Annotated in this window: 24 protein-coding genes; 12 read left to right on the forward strand and 12 right to left on the reverse strand. The window is 63.0% G+C overall.

Translation table 11 applies throughout. The features are described 5' to 3' along the window. On the forward strand, positions 1–93 hold a 93-nt coding region (locus NZL82_RS18190), incomplete at its 5' end, for an integrase catalytic subunit (protein ID WP_242417109.1). On the opposite strand, the gene NZL82_RS18195 is transcribed toward NZL82_RS18190, so the two are convergent. Beyond that, a complete protein-coding gene (locus tag NZL82_RS18195) occupies positions 90–938 on the reverse strand; it encodes a LysR family transcriptional regulator (protein ID WP_314732903.1) in 849 nt (282 codons plus the stop codon). The genes NZL82_RS18190 and NZL82_RS18195 overlap by 4 nt on opposite strands. 89 nt (positions 939–1,027) lie before the next feature. Between NZL82_RS18195 and NZL82_RS18200 the strand changes: the two genes are divergently transcribed. Then, entirely contained in the window at positions 1,028–1,828 is an 801-nt protein-coding gene (locus NZL82_RS18200) for an NAD(P)H-dependent oxidoreductase (RefSeq protein ID WP_261271161.1), read from the forward strand. Between the two features lie 63 nt (positions 1,829–1,891). On the opposite strand, the gene NZL82_RS18205 is transcribed toward NZL82_RS18200, so the two are convergent. Further along, positions 1,892–2,782, reverse strand: a complete 891-nt coding sequence (locus NZL82_RS18205) for an AraC family transcriptional regulator (RefSeq protein WP_261271162.1) — start codon at positions 2,780–2,782, stop codon at positions 1,892–1,894. A 131-nt stretch (positions 2,783–2,913) separates the two neighbouring features. Here NZL82_RS18205 and NZL82_RS18210 point away from each other — a divergent pair, with 131 nt between their 5' ends. Further along, complete coding sequence (locus NZL82_RS18210; RefSeq protein ID WP_261271163.1) at positions 2,914–3,762, forward strand: N-acyl homoserine lactonase family protein; 849 nt, start codon at positions 2,914–2,916, stop codon at positions 3,760–3,762. A gap of 304 nt (positions 3,763–4,066) precedes the next feature. Here NZL82_RS18210 and NZL82_RS18215 read toward each other — a convergent pair whose 3' ends face one another. Beyond that, positions 4,067–4,732 carry a Crp/Fnr family transcriptional regulator gene (locus NZL82_RS18215; protein WP_261271164.1) on the reverse strand — a complete coding sequence of 222 codons (666 nt, stop codon included), beginning with the start codon at positions 4,730–4,732 and terminating at the stop codon, positions 4,067–4,069. 339 nt (positions 4,733–5,071) lie between these two features. Here NZL82_RS18215 and NZL82_RS18220 point away from each other — a divergent pair, with 339 nt between their 5' ends. The 5 genes from NZL82_RS18220 to NZL82_RS18240 all read left to right on the forward strand — a co-directional run bounded on the left by NZL82_RS18220 (position 5,072) and on the right by NZL82_RS18240 (position 11,313). Further along, positions 5,072–6,034, forward strand: a complete 963-nt coding sequence (locus NZL82_RS18220; protein ID WP_261271165.1) for an alpha/beta hydrolase — start codon at positions 5,072–5,074, stop codon at positions 6,032–6,034. A 55-nt stretch (positions 6,035–6,089) separates the two neighbouring features. Further along, on the forward strand, positions 6,090–7,172 hold the full coding sequence (locus NZL82_RS18225) for a catalase family protein (protein ID WP_261271166.1): 1,083 nt from the start codon (positions 6,090–6,092) through the stop codon (positions 7,170–7,172). Between the two features lie 170 nt (positions 7,173–7,342). Next, positions 7,343–9,373, forward strand: a complete 2,031-nt coding sequence (locus NZL82_RS18230) for an L-dopachrome tautomerase-related protein (protein WP_261271167.1) — start codon at positions 7,343–7,345, stop codon at positions 9,371–9,373. An 11-nt stretch (positions 9,374–9,384) separates the two neighbouring features. Then, positions 9,385–10,470 carry a catalase family protein gene (locus NZL82_RS18235; protein ID WP_261271168.1) on the forward strand — a complete coding sequence of 362 codons (1,086 nt, stop codon included), beginning with the start codon at positions 9,385–9,387 and terminating at the stop codon, positions 10,468–10,470. Positions 10,471–10,551: 81 nt separating this feature from the next. Further along, on the forward strand, positions 10,552–11,313 hold the full coding sequence (locus NZL82_RS18240) for an SDR family NAD(P)-dependent oxidoreductase (RefSeq protein WP_261271169.1): 762 nt from the start codon (positions 10,552–10,554) through the stop codon (positions 11,311–11,313). 308 nt (positions 11,314–11,621) lie between these two features. Here the strand turns inward: NZL82_RS18240 and NZL82_RS18245 are convergent, their stop codons facing one another. Next, the gene (locus NZL82_RS18245; protein WP_261271170.1) at positions 11,622–11,900 is read right to left on the reverse strand and encodes a hypothetical protein; all 279 of its coding nucleotides are present in this window, start codon (positions 11,898–11,900) and stop codon (positions 11,622–11,624) included. 232 nt (positions 11,901–12,132) lie between these two features. Here NZL82_RS18245 and NZL82_RS19865 point away from each other — a divergent pair, with 232 nt between their 5' ends. Together NZL82_RS19865 and NZL82_RS18255 are read left to right on the forward strand one after the other, a co-directional pair. Continuing rightward, the gene (locus NZL82_RS19865) at positions 12,133–12,585 is read left to right on the forward strand and encodes an arginase family protein (protein ID WP_405051391.1); all 453 of its coding nucleotides are present in this window, start codon (positions 12,133–12,135) and stop codon (positions 12,583–12,585) included. Next, the gene (locus tag NZL82_RS18255; RefSeq protein WP_261271172.1) at positions 12,485–13,063 is read left to right on the forward strand and encodes an arginase family protein; all 579 of its coding nucleotides are present in this window, start codon (positions 12,485–12,487) and stop codon (positions 13,061–13,063) included. Before NZL82_RS19865 ends, NZL82_RS18255 begins: the two co-directional genes overlap by 101 nt. Positions 13,064–13,510: 447 nt before the next feature. Here NZL82_RS18255 and NZL82_RS18260 read toward each other — a convergent pair whose 3' ends face one another. Continuing rightward, complete coding sequence (locus tag NZL82_RS18260; RefSeq protein WP_261271173.1) at positions 13,511–14,404, reverse strand: SDR family oxidoreductase; 894 nt, start codon at positions 14,402–14,404, stop codon at positions 13,511–13,513. A gap of 32 nt (positions 14,405–14,436) precedes the next feature. Here NZL82_RS18260 and NZL82_RS18265 point away from each other — a divergent pair, with 32 nt between their 5' ends. Continuing rightward, complete coding sequence (locus NZL82_RS18265; RefSeq protein WP_261271174.1) at positions 14,437–14,823, forward strand: hypothetical protein; 387 nt, start codon at positions 14,437–14,439, stop codon at positions 14,821–14,823. Here the strand turns inward: NZL82_RS18265 and NZL82_RS18270 are convergent. From NZL82_RS18270 to NZL82_RS18290, 5 genes are all read right to left on the reverse strand, one after another. Next, positions 14,815–15,609 (reverse strand): Brp/Blh family beta-carotene 15,15'-dioxygenase, encoded by a 795-nt coding sequence (locus tag NZL82_RS18270; protein ID WP_261271175.1) that lies wholly within the window; start codon positions 15,607–15,609, stop codon positions 14,815–14,817. The two genes, NZL82_RS18265 and NZL82_RS18270, sit on opposite strands and share 9 nt — an antisense overlap. A gap of 59 nt (positions 15,610–15,668) precedes the next feature. Further along, positions 15,669–16,370 carry a bacteriorhodopsin gene (locus tag NZL82_RS18275; RefSeq protein WP_261271176.1) on the reverse strand — a complete coding sequence of 234 codons (702 nt, stop codon included), beginning with the start codon at positions 16,368–16,370 and terminating at the stop codon, positions 15,669–15,671. Between the two features lie 446 nt (positions 16,371–16,816). After that, the gene (locus NZL82_RS18280; RefSeq protein WP_261271177.1) at positions 16,817–19,546 is read right to left on the reverse strand and encodes a Tat pathway signal sequence domain protein; all 2,730 of its coding nucleotides are present in this window, start codon (positions 19,544–19,546) and stop codon (positions 16,817–16,819) included. Between the two features lie 17 nt (positions 19,547–19,563). Beyond that, entirely contained in the window at positions 19,564–20,259 is a 696-nt protein-coding gene (locus NZL82_RS18285) for a DUF6250 domain-containing protein (protein ID WP_261271178.1), read from the reverse strand. Then, on the reverse strand, positions 20,256–23,045 hold the full coding sequence (locus NZL82_RS18290) for a TonB-dependent receptor (RefSeq protein ID WP_261271179.1): 2,790 nt from the start codon (positions 23,043–23,045) through the stop codon (positions 20,256–20,258). The genes NZL82_RS18285 and NZL82_RS18290 overlap by 4 nt, the downstream gene beginning before the upstream one ends. Before the next feature lie 92 nt (positions 23,046–23,137). On the opposite strand from NZL82_RS18290, the gene NZL82_RS18295 reads away from it, so the two are divergent. Beyond that, on the forward strand, positions 23,138–23,461 hold the full coding sequence (locus NZL82_RS18295; protein ID WP_261271180.1) for a hypothetical protein: 324 nt from the start codon (positions 23,138–23,140) through the stop codon (positions 23,459–23,461). Positions 23,462–23,528: 67 nt separating this feature from the next. On the opposite strand, the gene epsC is transcribed toward NZL82_RS18295, so the two are convergent. Together epsC and NZL82_RS18305 are read right to left on the reverse strand one after the other, a co-directional pair. Further along, positions 23,529–24,497, reverse strand: coding sequence for a serine O-acetyltransferase EpsC (gene epsC / locus NZL82_RS18300; RefSeq protein ID WP_261271181.1), 969 nt, complete (start codon positions 24,495–24,497; stop codon positions 23,529–23,531). Continuing rightward, on the reverse strand, positions 24,494–25,126 hold the full coding sequence (locus NZL82_RS18305; RefSeq protein WP_261271182.1) for a peroxiredoxin: 633 nt from the start codon (positions 25,124–25,126) through the stop codon (positions 24,494–24,496). Before NZL82_RS18305 ends, epsC begins: the two co-directional genes overlap by 4 nt. Between the last annotated feature and the right edge of the window lies 1 nt (position 25,127).

The raw sequence follows: 25,127 nt of genomic DNA on the forward strand, positions 1-25,127 counted from the left end.
GCCCCGGAAGCGGCAACACCGCCATTACCGGCCTCCGGTTCCGCTTCGCTCCACCTACGCCCGGCAATGGCGGCCGAGACGACAATGCACTAACTAACAACCCGGACCACCCGGCGGGGGCTGCTCACCGGCTCGACTATATATTCGGGCAATAGCTGTTCCACCTCGCCAGATGAGAGCAGGTCGTCGACCAGCCACAAATGAGCTGCCGCTATCCCCCTGCCGGCGATCAGCGCTTCCCGCGCGGCCAGGCCGTGATCGACCACGAGCCGTCCACTGAACGACGCCCGCTGCACCTTGCCATTCGCATCATACAGCGCAAGCATTTCACTCCCCGCGATGTTGCCCATCCGGATCGCCGCGTGTCGGCTGAGATCCTCGGGCGTTTCCGGGCGTCCGGAACCGGCGAGATAGCCGCGTGACGCCACAAGGATACGGCGTGAAACGCCGATATGCCTGCGCTGCAGGGCGCTGTCGCCCAGCGGTCCGAGGCGCACCGCGACGTCGACGGCGTCCCGCACGAGGTCGATCCGCTCATCCGACAAGCTGAGATCGACGGCAATTCCCGGATAGCGATCCTGAAGATCGAACAGTCCCCGCATCACATGACGCACACCAAGCGCACCGGTGCAGGACAGCCGAACCTTGCCCATCGGCTCGCCGCCTGCATTGCGAGCCTCGTTGGTCGCCTCATCTACGAGCCGGAGGATGGTGCGCGCTTCGTCATGATAGCGCCTGCCCTCCTCGGTCAGCGTGACGCGCCGGGTTGTGCGGCTCAGCAGCGAAACGCCCAGCGCCTGCTCCAACTCCGCGACATGGCGGGTGATCGTCGATTGTCCGACGCCCTGCTCGCGCGCCACGGCCGATAGGCTGCCGCGCTCGGCAACCCGGACAAAGCTTCGCATCCGTTCGAGAGTAACGCCCGATCTATCCGCCATTCGGAAATATCCTATCCGTTCCTCCCGGCTACAGCATGAAAGCCCAAGCGCCTAGTTGAGGATGATCGTCCCCTTGAGAGCGTCATCCCATGAAGATTTTGATCGTATCCGCCCACCCTGAGCCTGCATCGCTGACCAACGCCTTGCGTGACACGGCCATCGCCCAGCTTCGCGCCGATGGGCACGAGGTGCAGGTCAGCGACCTGTATGCCATGAACTGGAAGGCCATCGTCGACGGCGACGACTTCCCGACCCTCGCCCCGGACCAACGACTGCGCGTGCCGGCGGCTTCAGGCGATGCCTTCTCTAGCGGTGCACTCACGGCTGATGTGGTCGCAGAACAGGACAAACTCCTCTGGGCTGATGCGTTGATCCTGGCCTTTCCGCTATGGTGGTTCTCGATGCCTGCGATCCTGAAAGGCTGGATCGACCGGGTCTATTCCTATGGCTTCGCCTATGGTGTCGGCGAGCATAGCGACCGGCGTTGGGGCGACCGCTATGGCGAAGGCAGGCTGGCGGGCAAGCGCGCCATGCTGTTGGTCACGGCCGGAGGATGGGAGCCGCATTATGGCCCGCGCGGTATCAACGGGCCGATCAATGATCTGCTCCTCCCCATCAATCACGGGGTACTGTTCTACCCCGGCTATGACGTCCTACCGCCCTTCGTCGTGTATCAAGCAGATCGCCTGAGCGAGGACGGGTTCCGCGCCACGTCGGATCGCCTCCGCGATCGGATGAGGACGCTATTCACCAGCGAACCCATACCCTACCGTCGACAGAACGGGGGCGATTACGCCATTCCTTCCATGGAGCTACGCGAAGAGGTGGTCGATCCAGCCTTGACCGGTTTCACCGCCCATCTGCGTCGATGGTCAATTTCCTCGCCGTGAATCCTGATCGGCAACGACTATGGTCGTCTCGCAAGAGATCAAGATTTCGGAATGGCGCTGGCTCTAAACCGCTGCTTTCAACTGCCGGGGCGTCTTGCCATGGACGGCCCGCACACGGCGGGCAAAATGGGATCGTGAGGCGTAGCCGGCTGCCTGAGCCGCCTGCATCACGGAATAGCCGGACGATCCCAGAAGCGCGCCCGCCGTTGCCATGCGGACGGACAGCGACACCTCCCGGAACGAAGTTCCCGATCTGCCCAACTGGCGGCGAAGGGTGGACGCTCCAATGCCAAGCTCGGCCGCGACCTCGCCGACCTGCCATGCCCGCCCCGGATCGGCCAAGATGACCGCTTCGACCTGTTCTCTCCGGCCGACGGCCGTCAGCATCCCGCCGACAGGCGTCTCCGCCAGCAACAGCAGGATTTCCAGGACGCGGTAGCGCGCCAGAGTTGCGGCGACCGAAACATCCATCCCCGTCAACGCACTGGCGGCATGGCCATATGCCTCGACGAGCGCTGGCGTCAGGCCAATGTCGAGCCGATTGGGAATGGCACCGGGCACCGGGAGGCGCAGGTGGCTGCGTAACGTCCGGCGAAGAACGTCATCGACTGTGATGCAGATCGATTCATATCGGCCGGATGCAGGATCAGGATTGTTCACCAGATCGAAATCCATGCCGGCCGGGATGACGAACGGAACACCTGCGGCGAATGTCTGCGCCACATCGCCGCGCCAGACTTCCTTGGTGCCGCTTAACACAACCACGACCGCCGGATGTTCCATCCGACTCCGGGCGATGCGTTCGCGCTCTTGGATGCAATAGCCGAAGATGCGAACGCCGCTGTCCCCACCATGAGCAACAGTGCCATGCACGCCTGCCGGTGCACGAAGGCCAGCCAGGCGGCTCAACAGCGATGCGCGCAACCCATTCTGATCGTAGGCAATGATCGTCATGGCGCGACAATCGCCCGATCGCTCATGCCCGGCAAGGGCGCAGTGAGCGTTTCGGGCGCAAACACGAGCATAGGGGGCGCATAGGCTCGTCGATGTCCGGGCATCGTCACATCCCATCCGAGGAGAACGCCATGCCTGTCTCGCTGTTGTCCCGTTTCGTAGCGGGGTGCCTGTCCCTTATCGTGAGCGCGGGCGTTCAAGCCGCAGCGCCCAAGGCCGAGGTGATGATCTGGCGCCTGGATTGCGGTCAGATCGTGATGAATGACGCCTCGCCGTTATCCGATACCGGGATCTATGACGGCCAATCGCGTCGCTTGAGCGTCGGCTGCTATCTAATCCGCCACGGCAAGGAGTTGATGCTGTGGGATGCGGGCCTGCCAACCTCGCTGCTCGGCAAGCCCATCGATCAACAGCCGATCAGCCCTTCCTTAGCGGTTGACCTTCCCACCCAGCTTGCTCGCCTCGGCATTCGCCCGTCTGATATTACCCGGCTGGCGCTAAGCCACTACCATTTTGACCATGCGGGACAGGCGGCGACATTCCCCAATGCCACGTTGATGATCGGAGCTTCTGACTGGACTGCGTTGCATTCCAAGAAGGTGCCTTTCGGTGCAGACCCAGCCCTCCTCGCGCCTTTGCTAAATGGGAAAGGCAAAGTCGATCCGATCGAAGGAGACCGCGATGTATTCGGTGACAGCTCAGTGATCATCCTCGCCACGCCAGGACATACACCCGGCTCCGCGGCACTGTTGGTACGCCTGCTCAAGACCGGTCCCCTGCTCCTGAGCGGCGACGTCGCCCACCTGGAAGCGCAATGGCCGTTGTCGGCTGTGCCGACTTGGAACACGGAACGCGCCGACAGCTTGGCGTCAATGAATCGGTTGCAGGAGCTTGCATCAACCCTCCGCGCTACGATCATAGTGCAGCACGATCCCGCCGATATTTCAAAGCTCGCCGCCTTCCCGCAAGCGTCTCGATAAAATGAAACCGCGGCGCAGTTGGGAAGGCCGGAGGAACAGGAAAGGCAGACTCGGTTTCCTGATACCTCTTGGTTTTATTACTTTCCGGTGAGCCGGAATAAGTCGTCATCTGCAGCCGGCGGTCGCGGCCTAGGATGACCCAATCCCGGCCATTCGCGACATATTTATCGCTTCCCAGCTGCGGTCATTCGTTCATCTCAATCTCTACTGCTCGTCCAATTTTGAGGGTGAACCGATGGCTTTGCGGACTGTGCAGGCAGCCACTGAGGTCGCCCCAGGCGCCATCGTCTACAAACCAATAGGATCAAAGGCCGAATAGGCGCCGATATTCCGCCTCAGCGAAACCGTAGGTGTCGCCAGCAAGCCGCAGCAGCCGCTCCCTATCACGCACGATGACGCGCCCGCGTACGGAGCGGACAGCCTCATCCTCTTCAAGCTTGTGGAGTGCGTCGGTCACGCTGCTGCGACGGACGCCGAGCATTAGCCTGAACTCCTCATGCGTCATGCAGATGTCGTCCTCGCGTACTCGGTCGTGGTAGAGGAGAATCCATCGCGCCATCCGCCGTTCAATCGAATGCGCGAGCGACGAAACGATCGTCTTGGACATCTGGGTCATGACCACGTCGACGAAACGGAGCAGGACGGTTCGGATCGTGGGACGTTCGGCGAGTATCCCGTGCAACACCGCAGCCGACAGCCGCATCGCCGTGCCGTGTTCAGCCCTCATGACCACGTCATGCGACCAGCGCCCGTTGCCGAGCAGTTGCTGCCAGCCGATGAATCCCTCACTCCCGACCAGCGCGACCGCGTAGCGGCGGTCGCCCTCGAGCGAGTCGAGTATCGCGGCGATCCCGGTCAACGGGAAGCAGATGCTGTCAGCCGCATCGCCGGCGCGCGCAATCATGTCGCCGTTGTGGAACGGCACCAGTTCCAGATGCGGCGCAAGGGCGGCACGGTCAGCGTCGTCCAAAAGACGCAACAGTGCATTCGCCTCACACGGCAGTGCATTTGGCCTGTGCGTACCATCCGCCGTTGAAGCCCGATCATCCATGCCGCCGCCCATACTGCCCAACCTCACTGCCCAAACGCTTGGGTCTACTTTCGTACCGAAACGCTGAAGGTCGCCCGATGGTTGTGAAACGGATAGTTACAGGAGGGATATTTGCGCAGAACCATTTCCATGCTGATCGCTGCGTCGACCGCGATCGCAGGCGTTCCAGCTCTGGCTCAGTCAGCCCGCTCGATTACCGCCCCTCCCCCGCCACCGCCGCCCGCGACATCCGTGCAGCCCCCAAAGGCCGCACCCGACATGCAGTCGGTCCTGGACGCGCTCGCGTCGCTCGGCGGCAAGCCGATCGAGACGCTCACGGCTGCGGAAGCTCGTATGCAGCCCTCGGCCGCGGACGGCGCCAAGGCGGCGATGCAGAAGAAGGGTTTGTCGACCGCGCCTGATCCTTCGGTCACGACGCAGGACCTGCCATACGGCAGCGACCCCAAGCAGTTCGCACGCATCTACAAGCCGGCCGGTGCGCCCGCAGGTGGCAAGCCGATGCCGGTCATCGTCTACTATCACGGCGGCGGCTGGGTCATCGCCGACGTCGATACCTACGATGCCGCGCCGCGGGCCATGGCCAAGGCGCTCAATGCGATCGTCGTCTCAGTCGAGTACCGTCACGCACCCGAGTTCAAGTTCCCGGCGCAGCATAATGATGCGGCCGCTGCCTATCGCTGGACGCTGCAGAATGCGGTGAGCTGGGGCGGCGACCCCACACGGATCGCCACGGTCGGCGAGAGCGCCGGCGGCAATCTTGCGGTCGCGACCGCGATCTACGCGCGCGACAACGGCCTGACGCTGCCGCGGCACATCGTCTCGGTCTATCCGATTGCGAACAGCAGCATGACGCTGCCGTCGCGTAAGGACTCGGCGAACGCGAAGCCGCTGAATGCCGCGATGCTGCCGTGGTTCGGCTATTACTACCAGACGAGCAAGGCCGATGCGCAGGATCCGCGCCTGAACCTGGTCGCGGCGAACCTGCGTGGTCTGCCGCCGACGACGATCATCAACGCGCAGATCGATCCGCTGCGCTCGGATGGCGAGACGCTGGCGGCCGCGATGCGAGCGGCCGGCGACAAGGTCGAGCAGAAGACCTTCCCGGGCGTGACCCATGAGTTCTTCGGCATGGCCAAGGTCGTGAACGGCGCCAAGCAGGCGAATGATCTCGCGGTCGCACGGCTGAAGACGGCGTTCGAAGCGCCTGCAGCCCGCCGCTGAGCGTAACGGCGGCGGCACCTAGCCGCCGCCTCCGTGCCGGAGAGGACAAAAGACCATGACCCAGAACCCCGTCCGCTATTCTCCCGACGTCGAGGATGTGAAACCCGACGAAGCCAAGACGATCACGAAGCTCAACGAGACGTTCGACAAGATCCTCGAGACGACAGCGGAGGATTACGGTCACGCGGTCCGTTCGGTCCATGCCAAGGCGCACGGCTTTCTCGAGGGATTGCTGACCGTCCATGACGGCCTTCCCCCCGAGCTGGCCCAAGGCCTGTTCGCCACCCCGAGCGCGCGCAAGGTCGTCATGCGCTTCTCGACCAACGCGGGCGACATTTTGCCCGACACCATCAGCCTGCCGCGCGGTCTGGCGCTGAAGGTGATGGACGTCGAGGGCGAACGCCTGCCCGGTGCCCATGGACGGACGCAGGACTTCGTCATGGTCAACGGTCCGGTCTTCCAGAACAAGACCGCCGATCAGTTCCTGGGCAACCTCAAGCTCCTGGCAGGCACCACCGACAAGCTCGAGGGTACCAAGGAGGCGATGTCGAAGGTGCTTCGCGGCGTGAACACTGTACTGAGCGCGGTCGGTATCGAGAGCCCGAAGGTGCAGACGCTCGGCGGCGCACCCAATTCCGATCCCCTTGGCGAGACCTACTTCAGCGTTACGCCGTTCCGCTATGGCGACTATATCGCCAAGTTCGCTGTCTTCCCGGTGTCGAAGGATATCACCGATCAGACGGGTACGACGATCGATGCCAGCACCCGCCCCGATGGGCTGCGCGACGTCATCCGGTCAGAGGCCCAGGTGCTGGAGATGGAATGGGAGGTGCGGGTCCAGCTTTGTCGCGACCTGGAGGAGCAACCTGTCGAAGATCCGACCGTCGAGTGGAAGCAGGACGATGCGCCCTTCCAGGCCGTGGCGACCATCCGAGCGGCCAGGCAGGACAGCCTGACCGAGGACAAAATCCAGCAGATCAACGAGGAGATGCGCTTCTCGATCTGGACCGGGCTCGCCGCACACCGGCCGCTCGGGAACATCAACCGGGCACGCAACGAGACCTACCGCCACTCCGCCGACTTCCGGGCTCGCGTGAACGGCTGCCCCTACCACGAGCCTGCGGGCGGTCGTGCCTGACCGGCGAAGGTGGCGCGCGGTCCTTCAACGCTGAACGTTGGCCGGCCGGCGCGGAGATTAACGGGGCGCTGGTCGTTCTGACCGTGGTCCTGTTGGTGAATCCAAAGCTTTGATGGAGCGGCCGATTCCACCACCGCACGTAAAAGGTTGCACCGCCAGGAGGCTGACGAATGCCGATGATTACCACTGGCGACCTGAACATGGAGGTGTCGCTTTACGGCACGGAGGCGGGGCAGCCGTTGCTCCTGATCCATGGCTGGCCGGATGATGCGTCGACATGGGATGAGGTGGCGCCCGCACTGGCCGCGGAAGGGTTCCGCGTCATCGTCCCGACGTTGCGTGGGTTCGGCGCTACGCGCTTCCTCAACGACGATGCCCTGCGGACCGGCAACAGCGCGATGCTCGCGATCGACATGATCGCGCTGCTCGACGCGCTCGGCGTCGACCGCTTCATGGTTGCCGGGCACGATTGGGGGTCGAACACCGTCGAAGCGCTCGCGGTCGGCTGGCCAGAGCGGGTGGAGCGGATGGCGATGCTGTCGACCCCGCCCCGGCTCGGCGGCATGGCGACGCCGCCGTTCCAGCAGACCCAGCGGCAATGGTATCACTGGTTCATGGCGACGGGCCGCGGGGCGGAAGCGGTACGCGCAGACCGGCGCGGGTTCACCCATCTGCATTGGGTCAACTGGTCGCCACCGGGATGGTTCGACGAGGTGACGTTTAACCGTGTCGCCCGGTCGTTCGACAATCCCGACTGGGTCGACGTGACGCTCCACAGCTATCGCGCGCGCTGGGGCGAAGCGGAACCTGATCCACGAAGCGCCTGGCTGGAGGACAAGGTCAAGGCGACCACGACCTTGTCTCTGCCGACGCTATACATCCACGGCGATGCCGACGGCGTGAATCCGCCCTCGACCGCGCAGCACGTGCCAGCAAAATTCGCTGGGCCGTTCGCGCGCATCACCATGACCGGGGTCGGCCATTTCCCGCAACGCGAGAACCCGCATGCGGTGGTGCGCCACCTCCTTTCCCTCTTCGCCGGCGACCCCGCCGCGTTCACCGATACGATCGACAGGAGCCTGACCATGAAAAAAGCCGCACCTTATGCCGCCGGAATCGCCGCCATCGGCCTGGTTGCCGCTGCTGCAGCCGGCGTTGCCCACGCTCAGGGGCGCAGCGCACAGCTGACCCAGGTGGCGCAGTTCGATCATCAGGCGACCGGCGTCGCCGTGACCGAGGATGGCCGGCGCTTCGTCAATTTCCCCCGCTGGACCGACGACGCGCCCATCTCGGTTGCCGAGGTGATGAAGGACGGCAGCTTGCGTCCCTATCCCGACGCCAAGTGGAACAGCTGGCGCAATGCCCGTGCCAACGAACTGCCGGTCGGCGACTATTTCGTCTGCGTGCAGTCGATCGTCCCCGATGGCCATGGCAACCTCTGGGTGCTGGATCCCGGCGCGCCGGGCAACGAGAAGATCCTCGAAGGCGCCCCGAAACTCGTCCGCATCGATCTGGCATCGAACAGGGTGACGAAGACGATCCTGGTTCCCGGCGACGTGGCGTTGCAGGGCACCTACCTCAACGACATCCGCTTCTCGCCCGACGGCAAGACCGGCTACATCACCGACAGCGGCACGCGCGGCGCGATCATCGTCGTCGACCTGGAGAGCGGCAAGAGCCACCGTGCGCTTGACGGGCACCCCTCGACGCAGATCAACAAGACGGTGAAGGTCACGCTCGACGGCAAGCCGCTCGTCCGCCCCGATGGCCGCCAGCCTGCCTTCGCCGCCGATGGCATCGCGATCTCCAAAGACGGCAAGACGCTCTACTATCAGGCGCTGACCGGCAAGACGCTGTATTCGATCGACACCGCCAAGCTGCGGTCGGACGTCAGCGAGGCCGACCGGGCGGCAGCGGTGAAGACGGTCGCGCAGACCCACGTTGCCGACGGCCTGTGGATGAGCAAGGCGGGCGTCCTCTACCTGACCTCGCCGACCGATTATGCGATCAAGCGGCTGAACGGCGCGACCGTCGAGACGGTGCTGACCGACCGCCGCCTGCGCTGGCCCGACACCTTCTCCGAAGGGCGCGACGGGACGATGTACGTCACCGCCAGCCATATCCAGGACACCAACTGGTTCACGCCCGGCGCACCGCCGTCGATCAAGACGCAGCTGTTCTCCTTCGCGCCCGCCAAGTGATCGGACATCCCATGACCTATCTACGCTATTCGCCCAACATCGAAACACCGGAGACCGACGAACAGGAGAGCATCGACGGCATCATCCAGGGCATGACCCAGGAGAGCCAGACCGTCGAGAAGCGCGACGGGCATGCGGTACGGGCGAGCCACGCCAAGAGCACGGCTTGCGTGATCGGCAAGCTCATCGTCGCGCCCGGGCTGCCACCCGAACTCGCTCAGGGCCTGTTCGCGGAGCCGCGCACATTCGATGTTGCCGTCCGTTTTGCGCAAGGACCCGGTGAGAAGCTCGGCGACCGCGTCTCGACCCATCGCGGCATGTCGATCAAGGTGTTCGGTGTCGAGGGCACGAAGCTGCCCGGCCATGACGCGCCGACGCAGGACTTCGTCCTCGCCAGCGGCACGACCTTCCCGGCGGGCACCGCTGCGGGCTTCCTCTCGCAAGCCAAGAAGATTGGCTTGACGGTGCCCATGCCCGAAGGGGTGAAGAGTGCGGCCGCCTCTGTCGCTCGCAACATCAACAAGGTGCTGAACGCCGTCGGTGCGGGTCCGAGCCCGACACTGGACTTTTATGGCCACCCCTTCAGCCACCCGCTGGTCGAGGAATATTTCAGCCAGTGCCCGGTGCGCTTCGGGGATCATGTGGCCAAAATCGGGGCTTTCCCCGTCGCAGCCGAGCAACGGGCGCTCGCCGATTGGCAGCTCGACCCGCATCAGGATGAGGATGGCTTCCGCCATGCCGCGGTCGAGTACTTCGAGGGCAAGGATGCGGTGTTCGAGCTTCGGGCGCAGCTATGGACCGATGCCGAGACGCAGCCGATCGAGGATACCTCCGTCGATTGGCCGACAAGCGAAAGCCCATATCGTACCGTCGCCACGATCCGACTGCCGCGGCAGTCGGCCTATGGTCCCTACCGCGTCCGCTACTTCGACGAGGTTATGACGTTCCGCCCGGCCCATAGCCTTGAGGCACATCGCCCGCTGGGCGGCGTGATGCGCGCGCGCATGCAGGTCTACCAGGCGCTCAGCGACTTCCGCCACCGAGAGAACGGCATCGCGGCCGCCAACACCCATAACATCCAGGACATTCCAGCCTGAGCTGAACGCCAGCGCTGCCGATAGTGAGAGGACAATCATGAAGTTCGAAGGCAAGTACTACGTTCAGGCGGAGAACGCGTGATGGCGCGCTTTTCCAACAAGGTCATTGTCATCACGGGGGCCGCCTCGGGGATCGGTGAAGGCGCCGCGCGCCGCTTCGCCGAGGAAGGCGCAACGCTGGTGTTAGGCGACATCGACAAGGCCGGGCTCGACAAGCTGGCGGGCGAACTGCACGGCACAGTCGAAACCCACGAGACCGACGTGTCCGACCGCGCTGCATGCGAGGCGCTCGTCCAGGCTGCGATCGATCGCTTCGGCCGGATCGACGTGCTGGTCAACGACGCCGGCGTCGATCATCTGGGCAAGGTGGACGAGGGCGACTTCGCCGAATTTACCAGAGTGATCGAGACCGACCTGTACGGCGTCGTGCACATGAGCCGCGCGGCTATCTCCCATCTGCGCCAGTCTAAGGGGTGCATCGTCAACGTCTCGTCGGTGTCCGGGCTGGGCGGCGACTGGAACCATAGTTTCTACTGCGCCGCAAAGGGCGCGGTGAGCAACTTTACTCGAGCTCTGGCGATGGACGAGGCGAAGCATGGCGTCCGCGTCAACGCGGTCAACCCGTCACTCACCTACACGGCGCTGACCGCGGGGATGAAGGAACAGCCTGAGTTGATCGCCAAGTTCGAAGAGCGCATCCCGTTAGGCCGCGGCGCCGAGCCCGCCGACATCTCTGGGGTAATCGCGTTCCTGGCGAGCGAGGATGCGCATTTCGTGACGGGCGTAAATCTGCCGGTCGATGGCGGCCTGACCGCGTCAAACGGGCAACCGCCGCTGTCTTAATGAATGTGAGGCGGGCCCTTGAGCCCGCCCACTATTCGGGATTGGACCATGCCGCTGGTGCCAAATTCGTCAGGGGCAACTTGCTCAGGCCGATTGATTCACGTCGTGACAGTTTGACCCAGTTGCGGCCGTTCGCGGCCTCGTTTTAGCTCCCCATCTCCTGCCATCCGTTCATGTTGGCTGCGTGGAGGCGCTGGGCCCTCAACCCTGCCCGCTTTCCGAAAAAGGATCGAGAAAAGAGAATGTCTGGCCCGATAGGAAACTGGCCGCTAGCCGGGCGACGCCCTTAAGCGGCCGCGATTTTGATGTCAGTTAAGGCCCCACATTGCAGCACGATTACGGGCAAGATCACTCATGAAAACCTCCAGCGCAGCTAATCGGCGGTCGACTTCCGACGCTGGTACGTCGTTCCAAACAGAATGGTCGTAATTGGCACGAGCCGCTTTAAGATCGTCACCGGCTTGATAGCGCTCGGACATATAGAGCGTTTCAAGCAAGTCGGTAGGGCGCTCACGCTCGCTCGCTTTAATCGCCCCATACTTGATTAGGTATTCGGATATAATGCCATCGTTTGAAGTGCTGACCATGATCTTCCCCTTTCGGAGAGGAACATGGGTAGGCGATCTCCGTACGTCCAGAGCCAGCAGCGGCTACGCCGAATGATCGGCGTCGGATGCCCCCCATCTGTGCTAACCAGCTTTTCCCGATTGGGAACGACCAACGAGACGGTCGGCACCGTCTCGTTTCGGATGGTATTTCGAGAATCGGCCGCGTCGCGCCAATATTGCTGAGTGATCTGGTTCAACCTAGCGTCGCGCAATGCACGTTATCACCGCTCCATCGAACCTCGGCCTTCGGCCACTGCACCTCAACCACGAGCCCGGCACATGGCGGGCACCTGCGGCTCTCCTTGAGGCGGGGCTGCTAGACGCGATCGGCGCGCCGCTCGTTACGAGTTTGCCGCGTCCGACCTACTCGACGGAGCCGCAAGAACGGACGCGCATACGCAATGGTCGCACCATGCGGGACTTCAATTTATTGCTGGCTGATGCCGTCCGCGATGTACGGCGTAGACGCGAGTTCGCCCTCGTCATCGGTGGCGACTGCTCGATACTCATGGGGGCGCTCGCTGGCGCGCGCCGCGAGGGGCCAATCGCTTTGGTCCACATCGATGGCCATAGCGACTTCCGGCATCCGGGAAACTACGACTTCGATCAGAATTTTGGGTGCTGCGGCGGGTATGGACCTTGCTTTGGTAACGGGGCGTGGTGAGCCGCTGGGAACAGAATGGCCGGGTATCGAAGGCGCGCTCGTAACAGATGGCGACGTGATCCAGCTTGGTGAGCGCGAGAGCCAAGATGCGGACTTCGCGTGGCCCGACGTGCAACATACCGCCATTGATACAATCGACGTATTTGAGGCAGCCGCCATTGGGGTGGAAGGCGTTGCTGCGCGCATCGCCACCATGCTGGCGGCTAAGCCGGATCAAGGGTTCTGGATTCACCTCGACGTGGATGTGCTGGACGAAACTATCATGCCTGCGGTCGATTGCCCTGGGAGCCCCGGCATATCGCCGGATGACTTGGTTGCGATCCTGCATCCGCTTGTCGCTGATGCTCGATGCCGAGGCATGACCGTATCGGTGTTTGACCCAGACCTTGATCCCGATGGCAAGTATGCAGCTGCAATCGTCTCGCTGATGGCGAGACTACCTTTCCCGGCGCGTGCATCGGCTCAGCCGGCCGCGTAAGCGTTAGCGAAGCCTTCCTGATCGGGAACCAGTAACGGGAATCCGATTGCGCCGGCCGCGCCAAGGGGTGTCTGCGGGGTCCGCTTTCCCGAAATCTGTTCCCGACTGCATTTTCCCGAAACTGTTAGGTGACGACGGAGAAACGGGAAAGCCGCGGGCTTCCCACGGGCGCGTTTGGTGAACGCGATCGGGACGTTGAGGAGCCGAGATCGAGCGCGTAGTGGTCGATCGCCAGTAACTGTGAAGACCCACAATCGGTCATTCAAGCCCCCCTACCCGGTTCCCGATTTCGGACATCCGTTCATGTCGATCGTTACGGCAGCATTGGCCTTGCTGGGCGATTGGGGCGCCGCAGAGGAGGTTAAGGAAGCAGCCTCGTTTCTTGGGGCTAAAGATATTCGATGTAGATAGCCCCGACCGTTTAACACCGATCGGGGCTCTTCGATGTCAGGCGACCCCAGCACCACCGGTGACGCCGTACACTTCGCCGCTGATGTAGCTGCCTTCCTGGCTTGCCAGGAGCACATAGACCGGTGCGATCTCGACAGGCTGACCTGGCCGACCATACTGGCTTTCCGACCCGAACTTCATCACAGCCTCGGGCGGCTGGCCGCCGGATGCCTGGAGCGGCGTCCAGAAGGGGCCGGGAGCCACGACGTTGGCGCGGATGCCCTTCTCCAGCAACTGCTTGGCCAGCGCCTTGGTGTAGGCCACGATCCCCGCTTTGGTCGTGGCATAATCGAGCAGGATGGCGGACGGATCATAGGCCTGCACCGAGGCGGTGGTGATGACTGACCCACCTGCCGGTAGATGCGGCACGGTCGCCTGCGCGATCCAGTGCATGGCATAGAGGTTGGTCTTCATGGTCTTGTCGAAATCCTCCGACGTGACCTTCGAGATGTCCTCACGGTTCTGCTGCCGACCCGCATTGATGACGAGGATATCGAGACCGCCAAGCTTCTCGACCGCCTGCTTCACGAGCGTCTTGCACCAGGCCTCGTCGGTGATGTCGCCGGGCAGGTCGACGGCTTTGCGCCCCTCCGCTTCGATGAGTTGGATCACCTCGACCGCGTCACTTTTCTCGGACTCGAGGTATGACAGAGCGACGTCAGCACCCTCGCGTGCAAACGCGATAGCCGCCGCGCGACCGATGCCGCTGTCCGCGCCGGTGATGAGCGCCTTGCGCCCAGCAAGCTTGCCTGAACCCTTATAGCTCGTCTCGCCGTGGTCGGGCACAGGATCCATCTTCGACGCTTCACCGGGGACAGGCTGCGGCTGCCGCGGGAAAGGCGGCTGCGGATATTGCGAGCGAGGATCCTGCATAGTCAGACGGTCAGTCATGCTTGTCTCCATTGGAATAGGATCAGAGTCAGTTGCAGGCTGCTGCCTCGTCGAGAACGGACTGGGCCCATAACGTGCGCCAGATGGCTGAGGCCTTGGGGAAGGTTTTCGACGAACGCACCACTCGCCGGATCGATCATTTCGGCAAGGATGCCGTGCCCATGGGACAAGGCGTAGTTCAGCTTATCGAACCGCTGGCGGGCTTCGGGCCGTTGACCAAGTTCGGCACGGGCGTGGTCCACGGCAATTACGTTTGCGGCGTCCGTCATTACTGCCCTCTCATTGGTATGCCGCCCGTGCTTACCGCGCGACCGTTCACCATCGTGAACAGCTTCCCCAAAACCCGTCCCCGCATACGCTTCGCCGATATGGGCTGGTGGACTCGGAGAAACGAAAAGGCTTCGAGCATCTTAAAGTAGCGAGTTCGAGGAAGCGCAGTATGGGTAAGACTTTATCCGATGGCGTAGTTCGGGAGAGTCCATTCGTTCCTCGAACCAAGGTGTGACTAGAAGATGGGGGACGGCGAGTGCGGCAATGCCTGCAAAAAGACCGCGCACTCCGCTCGGGTCGAAATGCAGCAATAGCCCTGCCACCAGCCCAGCGAGTATTATTGCGGCAACAAAGATTGGTGCGACCGTCTTGATGTAGGCGGTTGTGCTGGAGCACCCGAGGCGATCGCGGCGATCACGAGTCTGCGGTAGGGCGTGAAGCACCAGGAAGCCGATCGTGAAGCCGACCAATGGGGGAAACAGCAACAACGCCCCAACGCCCATCGCCAGAAGCGCATCGCGGCGATGGCACGCCAGGAGCAGCAGCGTGGCGCCGCTCAAGCCGCCAGTAATTGCCGCCAGCGGTGTAAGCTCGGTAAGCGACGATGAAGACCCGCCCGCCAGCCGCAACAGTTCGGCATAGCCTATGTGATGAAGCGCCGCTGGCCCTAGGACGAGCGTGACGCCGCGGGCAATACGTTCGGCTAAGGGGCCACATGGCGCATCCTCAACTCCGAAGTGGATCGCGGAGGCAACAAGAAAGGCGGGGAGCGCGACCGCCGGCTCTCTGATCCACCAGAACAGGGTGGCAAGCGATATCAATCCATAGGCTGCAAGAAACGCTGGCCGTCGCGGCTTCGCAACGACGGCCAGATCACCCGCGCCATGAACCATGCCCACCACGCCGATGCCAAGGATCGCAAAGGCCAGGTGCACCGGCAAGGGAGCGGGGGTAACTAAGGCCCCTCCCATGACCAGCAGAGCGATGACGCGGTTCACGAACGACGTTCGTGAGCGTGAAGCGCCTCCTCCAGATTGCTCGCCGCATAAAAGGCGTAGATTACCTTCGCGACGATATCCATGATCAGGATCGCCCAGACCGACGTGGGATCGGTGATGATCTTGATGCCCTCGGGCCCGACTAGGAAGACGATCGGATATAGGAACCATACGATAGTCAGGAACGCGACGTTCTTGGAGTAGGCCTGACCCAGTGCATGGCCGCGCTCAACCGCCATGTTTCGTAACGGTCCCCAAAGCAGATAAAGAACACCCAGAAAGGCGACGCAGGACCAGAGGAACCACACCCAGCGGATCAACGGCGTCGCAGCCAGAGACGAGATCAGTCCGGTGGCGATCATGAGAACGTCGAGGACGATGATCGCGGTGAGATAGCCTCCGACCTCACCTGTCTTTCCACGCTCGTGAAACGCCAGCAGTACTAAGCTCGACAGCAGGATCGGCGTCGTGAACGTCCAGTCGAGGTATCGAGCGAGATAGGTGGCCGAACCATCGACCTTGATTAGCGTGCCAATTCCGAATGCCATGGCGAGATAGGCGGTCGCCGCTATGAACGGCACGGCCGCATGCAGCAAAGTATGGTGGAGCGAGGGGGCGGTTTTGCTCCCTTTCGCATATATCGCCAGAGAGGCGAGCGACATGACCGAGAAACCGATCATAAATGCCGTTTGATCCATGGGAACACCCCTGTTCAGGACTGACCAAGCGCCAGACCTCCGCGTGGGTAACGCAACCTATGATATACGTTTCCCCATCCAAGCATGACATTATTGTTACGTTGGCTCCGGGCGATCTAAGCGTCGATTCCTGGGCGGAAGCGGCACCCTGCCTTACCGTCAGGACGGACCCAATCGCGGTCGTTCAGCGATCACTAGGCGCTGACCGAAACCGGTCGTTCATTCATGTCAGGAATGCGCGATCGCACTGTTCAGCCGTGACGACGCCAGCCAGCCGACCCGCCCCGCAACCCCGCCGTCCACGTCGACCAGCACAGTCGTATGACACACCACTTCGACGGTTAATATCTGGCATGCTGGAACCAGACGCTCGTTGAAGTACTCTGTCGCTTGGAACCGAAGGGACGCCAACGGCAGGCCCACCTCGGTAAAGGGGGGACGCGCCTTCACCCAGTAGGCGCGCTGTCCGCGACAAGTGCCAGGTTCTGAATGGCTGCCAGCCCCCATTGGGCTGCACCGTTCGTCGACAGTCCCTCGATTTCGGGAATGTCCTCGCCCAGCGCAGGCGATCGTACGGTGCTGCGCTTCAGCCCAAGCGAGACCTCGCTTCCCAGGAGTTCACGCCAGGCGCGCGCGCTCAGCTCGGAGTCCTTGCGCTGGCGCGCGGCATAGGCAGTCAGGCGACTATGTGACTGGACTAGATTGTGCCCGCGCGGCGCCTCGTGGAATCGCGCCTGCCATGCTTCTGCAGGCGCATTATACCAGGCGCAATAATCGATCCAGGCCGCTTTATAGGCCGGTGCGTGGACCAGCGGCAGGAGCTCGGACATGATCTCGACCGCACCGAACACGGCGTTCAGGTGGCTGACGCTGATCGTGTCGCCGCCGGACACGAAGCGGCCGGTGGCCAGTTCAAAATTGGCGCCACCCGCCCACCATTGGCGCGGCAGTGCTGCGATACTGTTCATGCCTGCCAAAATGCGGTCCCGCCAACGCGTGTCGCGGGTGCGTTCCCATTCGGTAAACCAAGCTGCGACCAGCGAGGCCCAGCTGGTGCCGAAGCCAAGGTTGAACTGCCCTTCGGGCAGATCCTTCTTGCCGACAATGCCGGCCGTGCCACCTGGCGGCAGGGACTCAGGAGCGCGCGCGTCCACCTTGCGGCCGATATTGACGCGCGCCAGCGTCGCATCCGAGCGCACGAGCGCACGCATCAAGTCGCCCACGCGCTCGTCACCGGTCAGATAGTAATAGATGCGGCGATAGGCGGCATTCGAGACGCGCGGCTGCTTCGAGCTGTCGCTCCAATGCTGGACACCGTGCCGGGTGCCCAGCCCGACCCATGGGCCGAGATGATAGACATCGACTTCGCCGGTATGGCGCGTCATTGCTTCGGCCATGCGGAACAGGTCGGCGCGGCCGGTGCGTAGATAGCTGTACCAGAGCCAGAGATCGGTCGAGAGCTCCGAATTGTCCCAGGCATAGCCGCCGATATCATACCGCCATTGATGCCGGTCGGTGTCATAGGCATGCATGACATCGCCATGGTTCCAAAAGCCGTACCAGCGACGACGCTCGATCTCGTCGCGATAATGGGCGAGCAGCAGGTCGTTCTGGTCCTCGATCCGCGCCGCAAGCGGTGTCCCGCGATCGGGCAGCGACCAGTCGCCGAGTACGCCAGCGCGATGCAGTTGCTCAGGACGCGCGAGCAAGCGCGCAGGTCTGGCGACGAACACAGCCATTGCCTCAAGCTGTGCCTCGTCCGGTGTCGCCGGCAGGGCCCAAAGCCATAGCTCGCTGGTGCGCGCGATGCCCTTAGCGGAATCCCAGCCCGGTTCATAATCCTCATATGTAATGTCGAGGCCGAGATTCTGAGTCTTGTATTCCTCCATCCCAAGCACGTCGCGATAGGAACGTACGTCCATGGCGGGCGCGTCGGGCGACCAGAGCCAAGCTGTCAATCCTGCTTCGTCACCGGCGGCATCGTCAATGTCGAGCTGGGCGGGATGGCGCTGCCAGAAATACGCGAGCCCGATCGCAGCTCCCCCCTGCGGGGTGCCTACATAGGCAAAACCGCGCGCGCGATCGCCTTCGAACGACTGGATCGGCGCGCGTCCCAGCCGGGTACGCTTGACGATCGAAAAGCCGTCTGCATTGGGCTGGGTGAGGCGGAAATCGCCCCAGGCCGGAATATGCTCGAGCAGGTCGCGAACCTTGGACGCCATCGTGTCGAGCGACGGTGTCTCGCGCCTGGCGATCTGCGCAGCGCGGAAGGCCTCGCCCGTGTCGCGTCGCAGTCCGGTCAGCGGGCGCACCGCTTCGGCCCAGATGCCGCGATCGGTCGCGAACCGGACATGCCGGTCATGGAGCGCCGCTGCCAGCGGCACGTGCGCGCGCACGCCCAGACCGCTTAGGAAATCATGATCGCTGTCGCCGTCCCAGATAAAGCTATGGATTAACCGCACCGCGTCGCTACCAGCGGTGAAATAGAGCCGTACGCTAAAAGGCAGCCATTGCCGTGTCTCATCCGCATGCATGCCTTCGATCTTGATGACCGCGCGTATCGGGCCACGCTGCTCAACGCTCACGCGCTCGATGCGGCTGGTGAAACTGCTCGTGGTGACGCGCGCGGCTTCTTCGCTCGAGGCGACATCCTGGCGTCGTGCGACGAGGTGGACGTTGCGCAGCACGGTCTTGCCACCGCGATCCGCAGCCGACACAAGTGCGGAGCCGGTGCGGGGGATGCGCCAGCGCGTCTCGCCGACCTGCACGACGATGGCATCGTCCGCCTCGGTAACGCGCAAGGGCATGTCGGGCGCCGGATTGCGCCCCACTTCCAATCGCACGCATCTGCCCCGATCAAGCGCATTGGCTGCAATCGCGTGGCTGCTCCATTTGATCGATCCGTCCGGCCAATAAGCGAGCGGCCAGCTTTGCACGGGTATCGCGCTGCCATCCTCGCGCCGCGCGCCGAGCAATTCGATCCTGCGCAATGCGCCACGCGGCCACGCCAGGCCGAAGGACTGGCCAGCTTCCCAGACCGGCGCATCGCCGTCGATCCATTGCGCGTCATTCGCCAGTGAAGCACTGTCGGCGCGGGCAAGCGACTGACTGGGTAGCATCGTGGCACCCCCAGCGAGCAAGGCGATGCGGAGCACATCGCGGCGGGAAGTGGGCATAAAGGGTTTCCGGTAGGTCAGAGCAAATGGACGGCAAAGTTGCGCACGCGCAAATGGCTGGCGGTAGTGCGCAGCGCGAAGCGGCCGCGGGTATAGGGTGCGGGATCATGGTATTCGAATAGCGACACCCCGTTGCGGTCCAAGCGGATCGCCTCGCCCTGCGCGCGCACCCGTAGCCTTTGCCAGGCATTGGGCACGAGCAGAGGCGCACGGCGATCATTTTCAGACAGTAGCGGGCGATCCCCGGCACGCCCGACATAGCGCCGGAACCGGGTGGTGGTGTTCGCATTGCCCCCGATGCTGGCATAATAGGTTTCGAGGCCGTCATAATCCTCAAACCGACCGGGGCGGGGCCGGGCAAGCACGTCGCCGTCAACCGCTGCCGGGTCGCGTGCCATCCAGAAGCAATTGACGTCGCTTACCCGATCGTGCGGCCCGCCGGCTTGCACCGCCTGTACGTCATATTCGACTGCGACCGCACCCGACAGCACTGGCCGGAACCACAAGGTCAGCCCTGCTGGGGCGACGATATCGAGCACCCCGTCTGTCGCCGTTACTTGCGCCGGCTCTTCGGCTTCGACCCCCCATTGCCCGAGCCCTGCGCGGAAATCGTCGCGGTACAACGGTCTGCGCTTCGCTTCGGCGGGGAGCGCAACCAGTGCTCCCGCCATGCCCGCAAGCACGCCCCGGCGATCCAGCGAGATGCCGATCACAGTTTGGCCCGCACGCCGAAATAGAGACGGCGGCCATAGGTCTCTATGACATTGCGGCGATAGATGCTGTTGGCATTCTCGATCCGCGTGGCGTCGCCGATATTCACGCCTTCGAGGAACAACGAGACATTGTCATTGACGTTGTAGCTGGCCGACGCATCGACCTGGCCGAATGCCTCGCCAAAGGCCGGGTTGTTGCCGCGATCGACCGCGGCGATTAGATAGCGGCCGCGCCAGTTATACGATCCGCGTATCGAGAAACGGCCATCGTCATAGAAAACCGAGGCATTGTAGCTGTTGCGTGAGACACCGGGGAAGGACAGCGCGGCGCCGGTGAAATAGTCGCGGCCTTCATAGCCGCTGTCTTTCATATAGGTGTAGTTGGCGCTCGCCCCGAGATTGCGCAGCAAGCCCGGCAGGAAGCGGAAAGTGAACTGGCCCCCCGCTTCGATGCCCTGGATCGTCACATGCTGAGTGCCGTTGACCGGCAGGCTGATCGTATAGGTTACGCCGTCGATCGTCTCATCCTGCCGCGCGGTGTCGATGAAAGACTTGATGTCCTTGCGGAAACCGGTGACCGAAACATAGTCGGTCTGGTTGAGATAATATTCGGCACCCAGGTCATATTGCCAGGCACGGTACGGCTTGAGGTCGGGATTGCCGCGCGATCCGGTAAAGCCGATCGGATCGAGGCGGACATTGGGCGCCTGCTGCGAGGGTGCCGGACGAGCCAGCACATCGGTCGCCGTGGCGCGCAGCACCAGCTTGTTGGGGATGATCTCCGCGCGCAAATTCGCCGAAGGCAACAACACGGTATATTCGCCGGTGTAGCGAACGGGCGTAATTACCCCGCCCTTGCTCTGGCTGCCGCTCGAAACGGTGCGAGTATGCACGAGGCGTGCGCCGATCACGCCGCGCAGGTCGATGCCGATATCGGCATGAAGTGCGGTCTGCAGATAGCCGGCGGTATTCTCTTCCTTCACCCGGTAGGTATCGAGCGGCGAATTGGAACCATATGCATTGGGCACGCCGATCGCATCAGCCAGTGGCTGGTCCAGGCTCAGCCACTGGTCGATGCCCGAGAAACCCAGATTGCCGGTCTTAAAGAAATTGCCGTCGGTCAGCGCGCCATGCTGGCCGAGGAGGTCCTGGATCTGCTGACGGATCGCGGCGGGTGTCGAGGTGCTAACGATCTGCGTGCCGCTAACGCCCGACTGGGTGCGCGTCACTTGCCCGGTCACGCCGTTCAGCGTGTAGACCGAGTTGAAGAACTCGCTGCTCGAGATCAGGTCGCGTCGCTCGATGCCGACCTTGACCGCAGTCAGCAGGCCATTGTCGTCGGGACGATATTCGGCATCGAACTTACCGCCGATCTCTTTCTGGCGGTTCGTGCGTGGACGCACTTCAGTCGACAATGTTTTTACGCCTGCCGTGCTGGTGGGATCGATCGGCAGGATGATGTTCGGGCCCTGCTGCGGATTGCTATAGTCGATCGTGATCCAGGGCAGCACGTCGCGGCCGTTCACGGTTGCCGTCACGTCCAGTTCGTCGTTGAACACCTTCGACTTGGCATAGGTGCCGCGTGCCGAGAGCTTGACCTTGCCGACCTGCCATTCGGCCCCGGCAATGCTGTTGATCGTGTTGCGGTACAGTCCGCCGATCACACTGCGATAATTGACGCTGAGCCCGCCGGGAGAAACGAAGCCGTTGACGAAGGTCACTTTCTGGGCGGTCTCGTCGACGATCGTGACGCTGCCCGGATCGATACCACCATTGGCTAGCGCCTGGGTGGTGCTAAGCTGGAGATACTGGTTGTTCGAGGTCGTGTTGCTCTTGGTGAACGTGCCTTCGACATAGGCCTTGAACGCATCGTTCGGGCGCCATTCGACGATGCCGTTCAGCGCATAGCGCTGGGTCGGTTCCGTCGCCGTGATGTAACGCGGGATATCGGGATAAAAATCGCCAAAGCCACTGCGGTCGAGATCGACGCAGCGCGCCTGGTTACGCCCGGTGATGCAATTCTGGGCGGTCGGTGTCGCAGGCTGGATCGCCTCCACCTGGCGCCAGCCGGTGGTGCGTGCCTGATCGTAACGTACGGTGCGCTGTTCATAGGTGCCCGACAGCAGCACGCCGATTGTGTCATGCGCGAAAAGCCTGCTGCCGATCAGCGCAAACTTGGGGTCCACCTTGTCGGCCAGCTCATTGTAGATGCCCTGCGCCGAACCGGCGAGATAGCCGTCCTTGGAATCGAACGGACGACGCGTGATCACGCGAACCGTACCGCCCAGACCGCCCTCGGTCATGTCCGCAGTCGCCGACTTGACCACTTCCAGTCGCGAGACGAACTCGGCAGGCATGTCGCGGAAATCGACCTGGCGGTTGCTGCCATTGCCGGACGCTGCCGCGATGCTGGTGGAGAGTGCGGTCTGGCCGTTGATCTCAACACGATTGAGCGAGGCGTCCGCGCCGCGAATGGTGATGCTCTGGCCTTCACCGCCGCCGCGCGTGAGCTGGACGCCGGTCACGCGCTGCAGCGCCTCGGCGACATTTTTGTCGGGGAACTTGCCGACATCCTCAGCCGAAATCGCATCGATCACTTGGTCAGAATCGCGCTTGGCCTTAAGCGCGTCGGCAAGGCTCTTGCGAATGCCTGTGACGACGATGTCGCCATTTTCCTGTGTGTCTTCCGATGCGACCGGCTGGGTAGATTCGGTCTGCGCCGCTTGGGCGTAAGCGGAGCCGCTCGCGAGCAGCATCGCTGCGGTCAGGCTTGGTCGAAATATCATGGGGCCCCCATTTTTCTGGTTTGGGGCGTGTTTAAATTCCTACCGTTTTGGAGGATAAAAAGAAAATCTATGCTGCGATGCAGTAGATCGCGTTGTCAGCTGATGGGGACGCCGCCCGCCTCGACGTCCTGATCCCGCCCGGCGAACTGATCTACAGCCCACGTGTCGGCTTCTACGGGGAGAAGCGCGTCGAGCGCACCCGTGGCGCGATCGACCCGGCCGCCCATGCCGCCGGCAGCCATGAAGGCGCGACCTATTACCAGCATCTCGCCTTTGCCGACGCGGTGCGTGGCGTCGGCTCCGTCCAGGTGTCCGCGCTGGACGGCTTCCGCGCGGTGGCGATGGGTGTCGCCGCGGAAATCAGCGCCCGCGAACACCGCGTCGTCGAGATGCGTAAGGTGGAGGAGGCAGCATAGTGTCGTGGCCTCGGCGTGGTTAGCCGCTTACCGTGACCGCATCAGGCGTTTAGACCCGCCGTACAAATCACCCGCCCTGGCAGTTGCCGAACGGACTGAAGATCGGTTTGGGCGCCTCAACCAGCGTGTCGGATGGCACGTCGTTTCGCAGCCACACGTTGCCGCCGATCCGCGATCGGGCGCCGATGGTCACGCGGCCGACGATGCCGGCATTGGCGAAGATCACGACGTCATCGCCCACGATCGGGTGGCGGGGCGTACCCGGCGGAGCGTCGAACAGATCGGGGTCGCCGCCGAGTGTCACGCCTTGGTATAGCCGCACTCGGTCGCCCAGCACGGCCGTTTCGCCGATCACGACGCCGGTGCCATGATCGATGAAGAAGCCCTGGCCGATCCGGGCCGCGGGATGGATGTCGATCCCGGTCTGATCGTGCGCCAGCTCGGCAATGATACGGGCCACCAGCGGCACCCCGAGCCGATACAGCAGATGCGCCAGCCGATGGTGGATGACGGCGGTTAGCGACGGATAGGCAGCCAGCACTTCGTCCACGCTGCGGGCCGCGGGATCGCTGGCATAGGCGGCCTCGACATCGCGATCGAGCAACCGGCGCAGCGCGGGAAGGTTGGCGGCGACGCTGCCGATCAGTCTCTCCGATGTTGCGGCGATGGCTCCGCCGTCCGCCGTCTCCGGCGCGGCATAGCGCAATTCTATATCGATCTGTGCCTGCAGCTGCGCCAGCAAGGGCTCGAGCGAGGCGGCAACGAAGGCATTCTCGTTGGAGACGGTGATCTCTGCCGGGCCAAGCCGCAACGGGAAGAGCGCGGTGCCGAGTTCGCGCGTGATGCGCTTGAGCGCCTGGCGCGAGGGGAATTGGGCGCCGTGTTCCGCGTGTGCAGGATGCGCCGTACGCCAATCCTCGCGGGCGGTGCGTAACCCGTCGATGACAAGATCGATTTGCCGGGGAAAATCGATGGTCCGGTCGGGATCGACATGTACCCCGTCGACCTCATTCACGCTGCGCAGCACATCGCTCATGCGGGTTGCCTGACCGTACGCAGATAGGGCTTCACCTCGGTCCAGCCGTTCGGAAACAGCGATCTGGCCGCTTCATTGTCGACCGACGGCACAATGATGACATCGTCGCCCTGCTGCCAGTTCGCCGGTGTCGCCACCTTGTGTGAGTCGGTCAGTTGCAGGCTGTCGATGGTGCGCAGGATTTCGGCGAAATTGCGCCCAGTGGACGCCGGATAGGTGAGCGAAAGGCGCAGCTTGCGCGCGGGATCGATAACCAGGACGGTGCGCACCGTTGCGGTGTCAGATGCGGCAGGATGAATGAGATCGAGCAGTGTCGCGACCTGGCGGTCGTCGTCCGCGATCAGCGGAAAGTTAAGCGCGTGTCCCTGGGTTTCGGCGATGTCGGACGCCCAGCGCTGGTGGCTGTCGAGCGTGTCGACGGACAGGCCGAGCACCGCCACGTTGCGTCGGGCGAACTCCGGCACGAGTGCCGCGACCGCGCCCAGTTCGGTGGTGCAGACCGGCGTGAAATCCTTGGGATGCGAGAACAGTACGACCCAGCGATCGCCTGCCCATTCATAGAGGTTGAGCGGCCCCTTGGTCGATGCCTGGGTAAAGTTGGGAACGATATCTCCGAGCTTGAGCGACATC

The organism is Sphingomonas sp. LC-1 (assembly GCF_025371035.1).
Lineage (GTDB): Bacteria > Pseudomonadota > Alphaproteobacteria > Sphingomonadales > Sphingomonadaceae > Sphingomonas > Sphingomonas sanguinis_E.

Excerpts from the sequence above, each read along its gene's own strand:
- NZL82_RS18195 (WP_314732903.1), bottom strand. The coding sequence starts at position 938 with ATGGCGGATAGATCGGGCGTTACTCTCGAACGGATGCGAAGCTTTGTC.
- NZL82_RS18200 (WP_261271161.1), top strand. The coding sequence starts at position 1,028 with ATGAAGATTTTGATCGTATCCGCCCACCCTGAGCCTGCATCGCTGACC.
- NZL82_RS18205 (WP_261271162.1), bottom strand. The coding sequence starts at position 2,782 with ATGACGATCATTGCCTACGATCAGAATGGGTTGCGCGCATCGCTGTTG.
- NZL82_RS18210 (WP_261271163.1), top strand. The coding sequence starts at position 2,914 with ATGCCTGTCTCGCTGTTGTCCCGTTTCGTAGCGGGGTGCCTGTCCCTT.
- NZL82_RS18220 (WP_261271165.1), top strand. The coding sequence starts at position 5,072 with ATGCAGTCGGTCCTGGACGCGCTCGCGTCGCTCGGCGGCAAGCCGATC.
- NZL82_RS18225 (WP_261271166.1), top strand. The coding sequence starts at position 6,090 with ATGACCCAGAACCCCGTCCGCTATTCTCCCGACGTCGAGGATGTGAAA.
- NZL82_RS18230 (WP_261271167.1), top strand. The coding sequence starts at position 7,343 with ATGCCGATGATTACCACTGGCGACCTGAACATGGAGGTGTCGCTTTAC.
- NZL82_RS18235 (WP_261271168.1), top strand. The coding sequence starts at position 9,385 with ATGACCTATCTACGCTATTCGCCCAACATCGAAACACCGGAGACCGAC.
- NZL82_RS18240 (WP_261271169.1), top strand. The coding sequence starts at position 10,552 with ATGGCGCGCTTTTCCAACAAGGTCATTGTCATCACGGGGGCCGCCTCG.
- NZL82_RS18245 (WP_261271170.1), bottom strand. The coding sequence starts at position 11,900 with ATGGTCAGCACTTCAAACGATGGCATTATATCCGAATACCTAATCAAG.
- NZL82_RS19865 (WP_405051391.1), top strand. The coding sequence starts at position 12,133 with ATGCACGTTATCACCGCTCCATCGAACCTCGGCCTTCGGCCACTGCAC.
- NZL82_RS18255 (WP_261271172.1), top strand. The coding sequence starts at position 12,485 with ATGGCCATAGCGACTTCCGGCATCCGGGAAACTACGACTTCGATCAGA.
- NZL82_RS18260 (WP_261271173.1), bottom strand. The coding sequence starts at position 14,404 with ATGACTGACCGTCTGACTATGCAGGATCCTCGCTCGCAATATCCGCAG.
- NZL82_RS18275 (WP_261271176.1), bottom strand. The coding sequence starts at position 16,370 with ATGGATCAAACGGCATTTATGATCGGTTTCTCGGTCATGTCGCTCGCC.
- NZL82_RS18280 (WP_261271177.1), bottom strand. The coding sequence starts at position 19,546 with ATGCCCACTTCCCGCCGCGATGTGCTCCGCATCGCCTTGCTCGCTGGG.
- NZL82_RS18290 (WP_261271179.1), bottom strand. The coding sequence starts at position 23,045 with ATGATATTTCGACCAAGCCTGACCGCAGCGATGCTGCTCGCGAGCGGC.
- epsC (WP_261271181.1), bottom strand. The coding sequence starts at position 24,497 with ATGAGCGATGTGCTGCGCAGCGTGAATGAGGTCGACGGGGTACATGTC.
- NZL82_RS18305 (WP_261271182.1), bottom strand. The coding sequence starts at position 25,126 with ATGTCGCTCAAGCTCGGAGATATCGTTCCCAACTTTACCCAGGCATCG.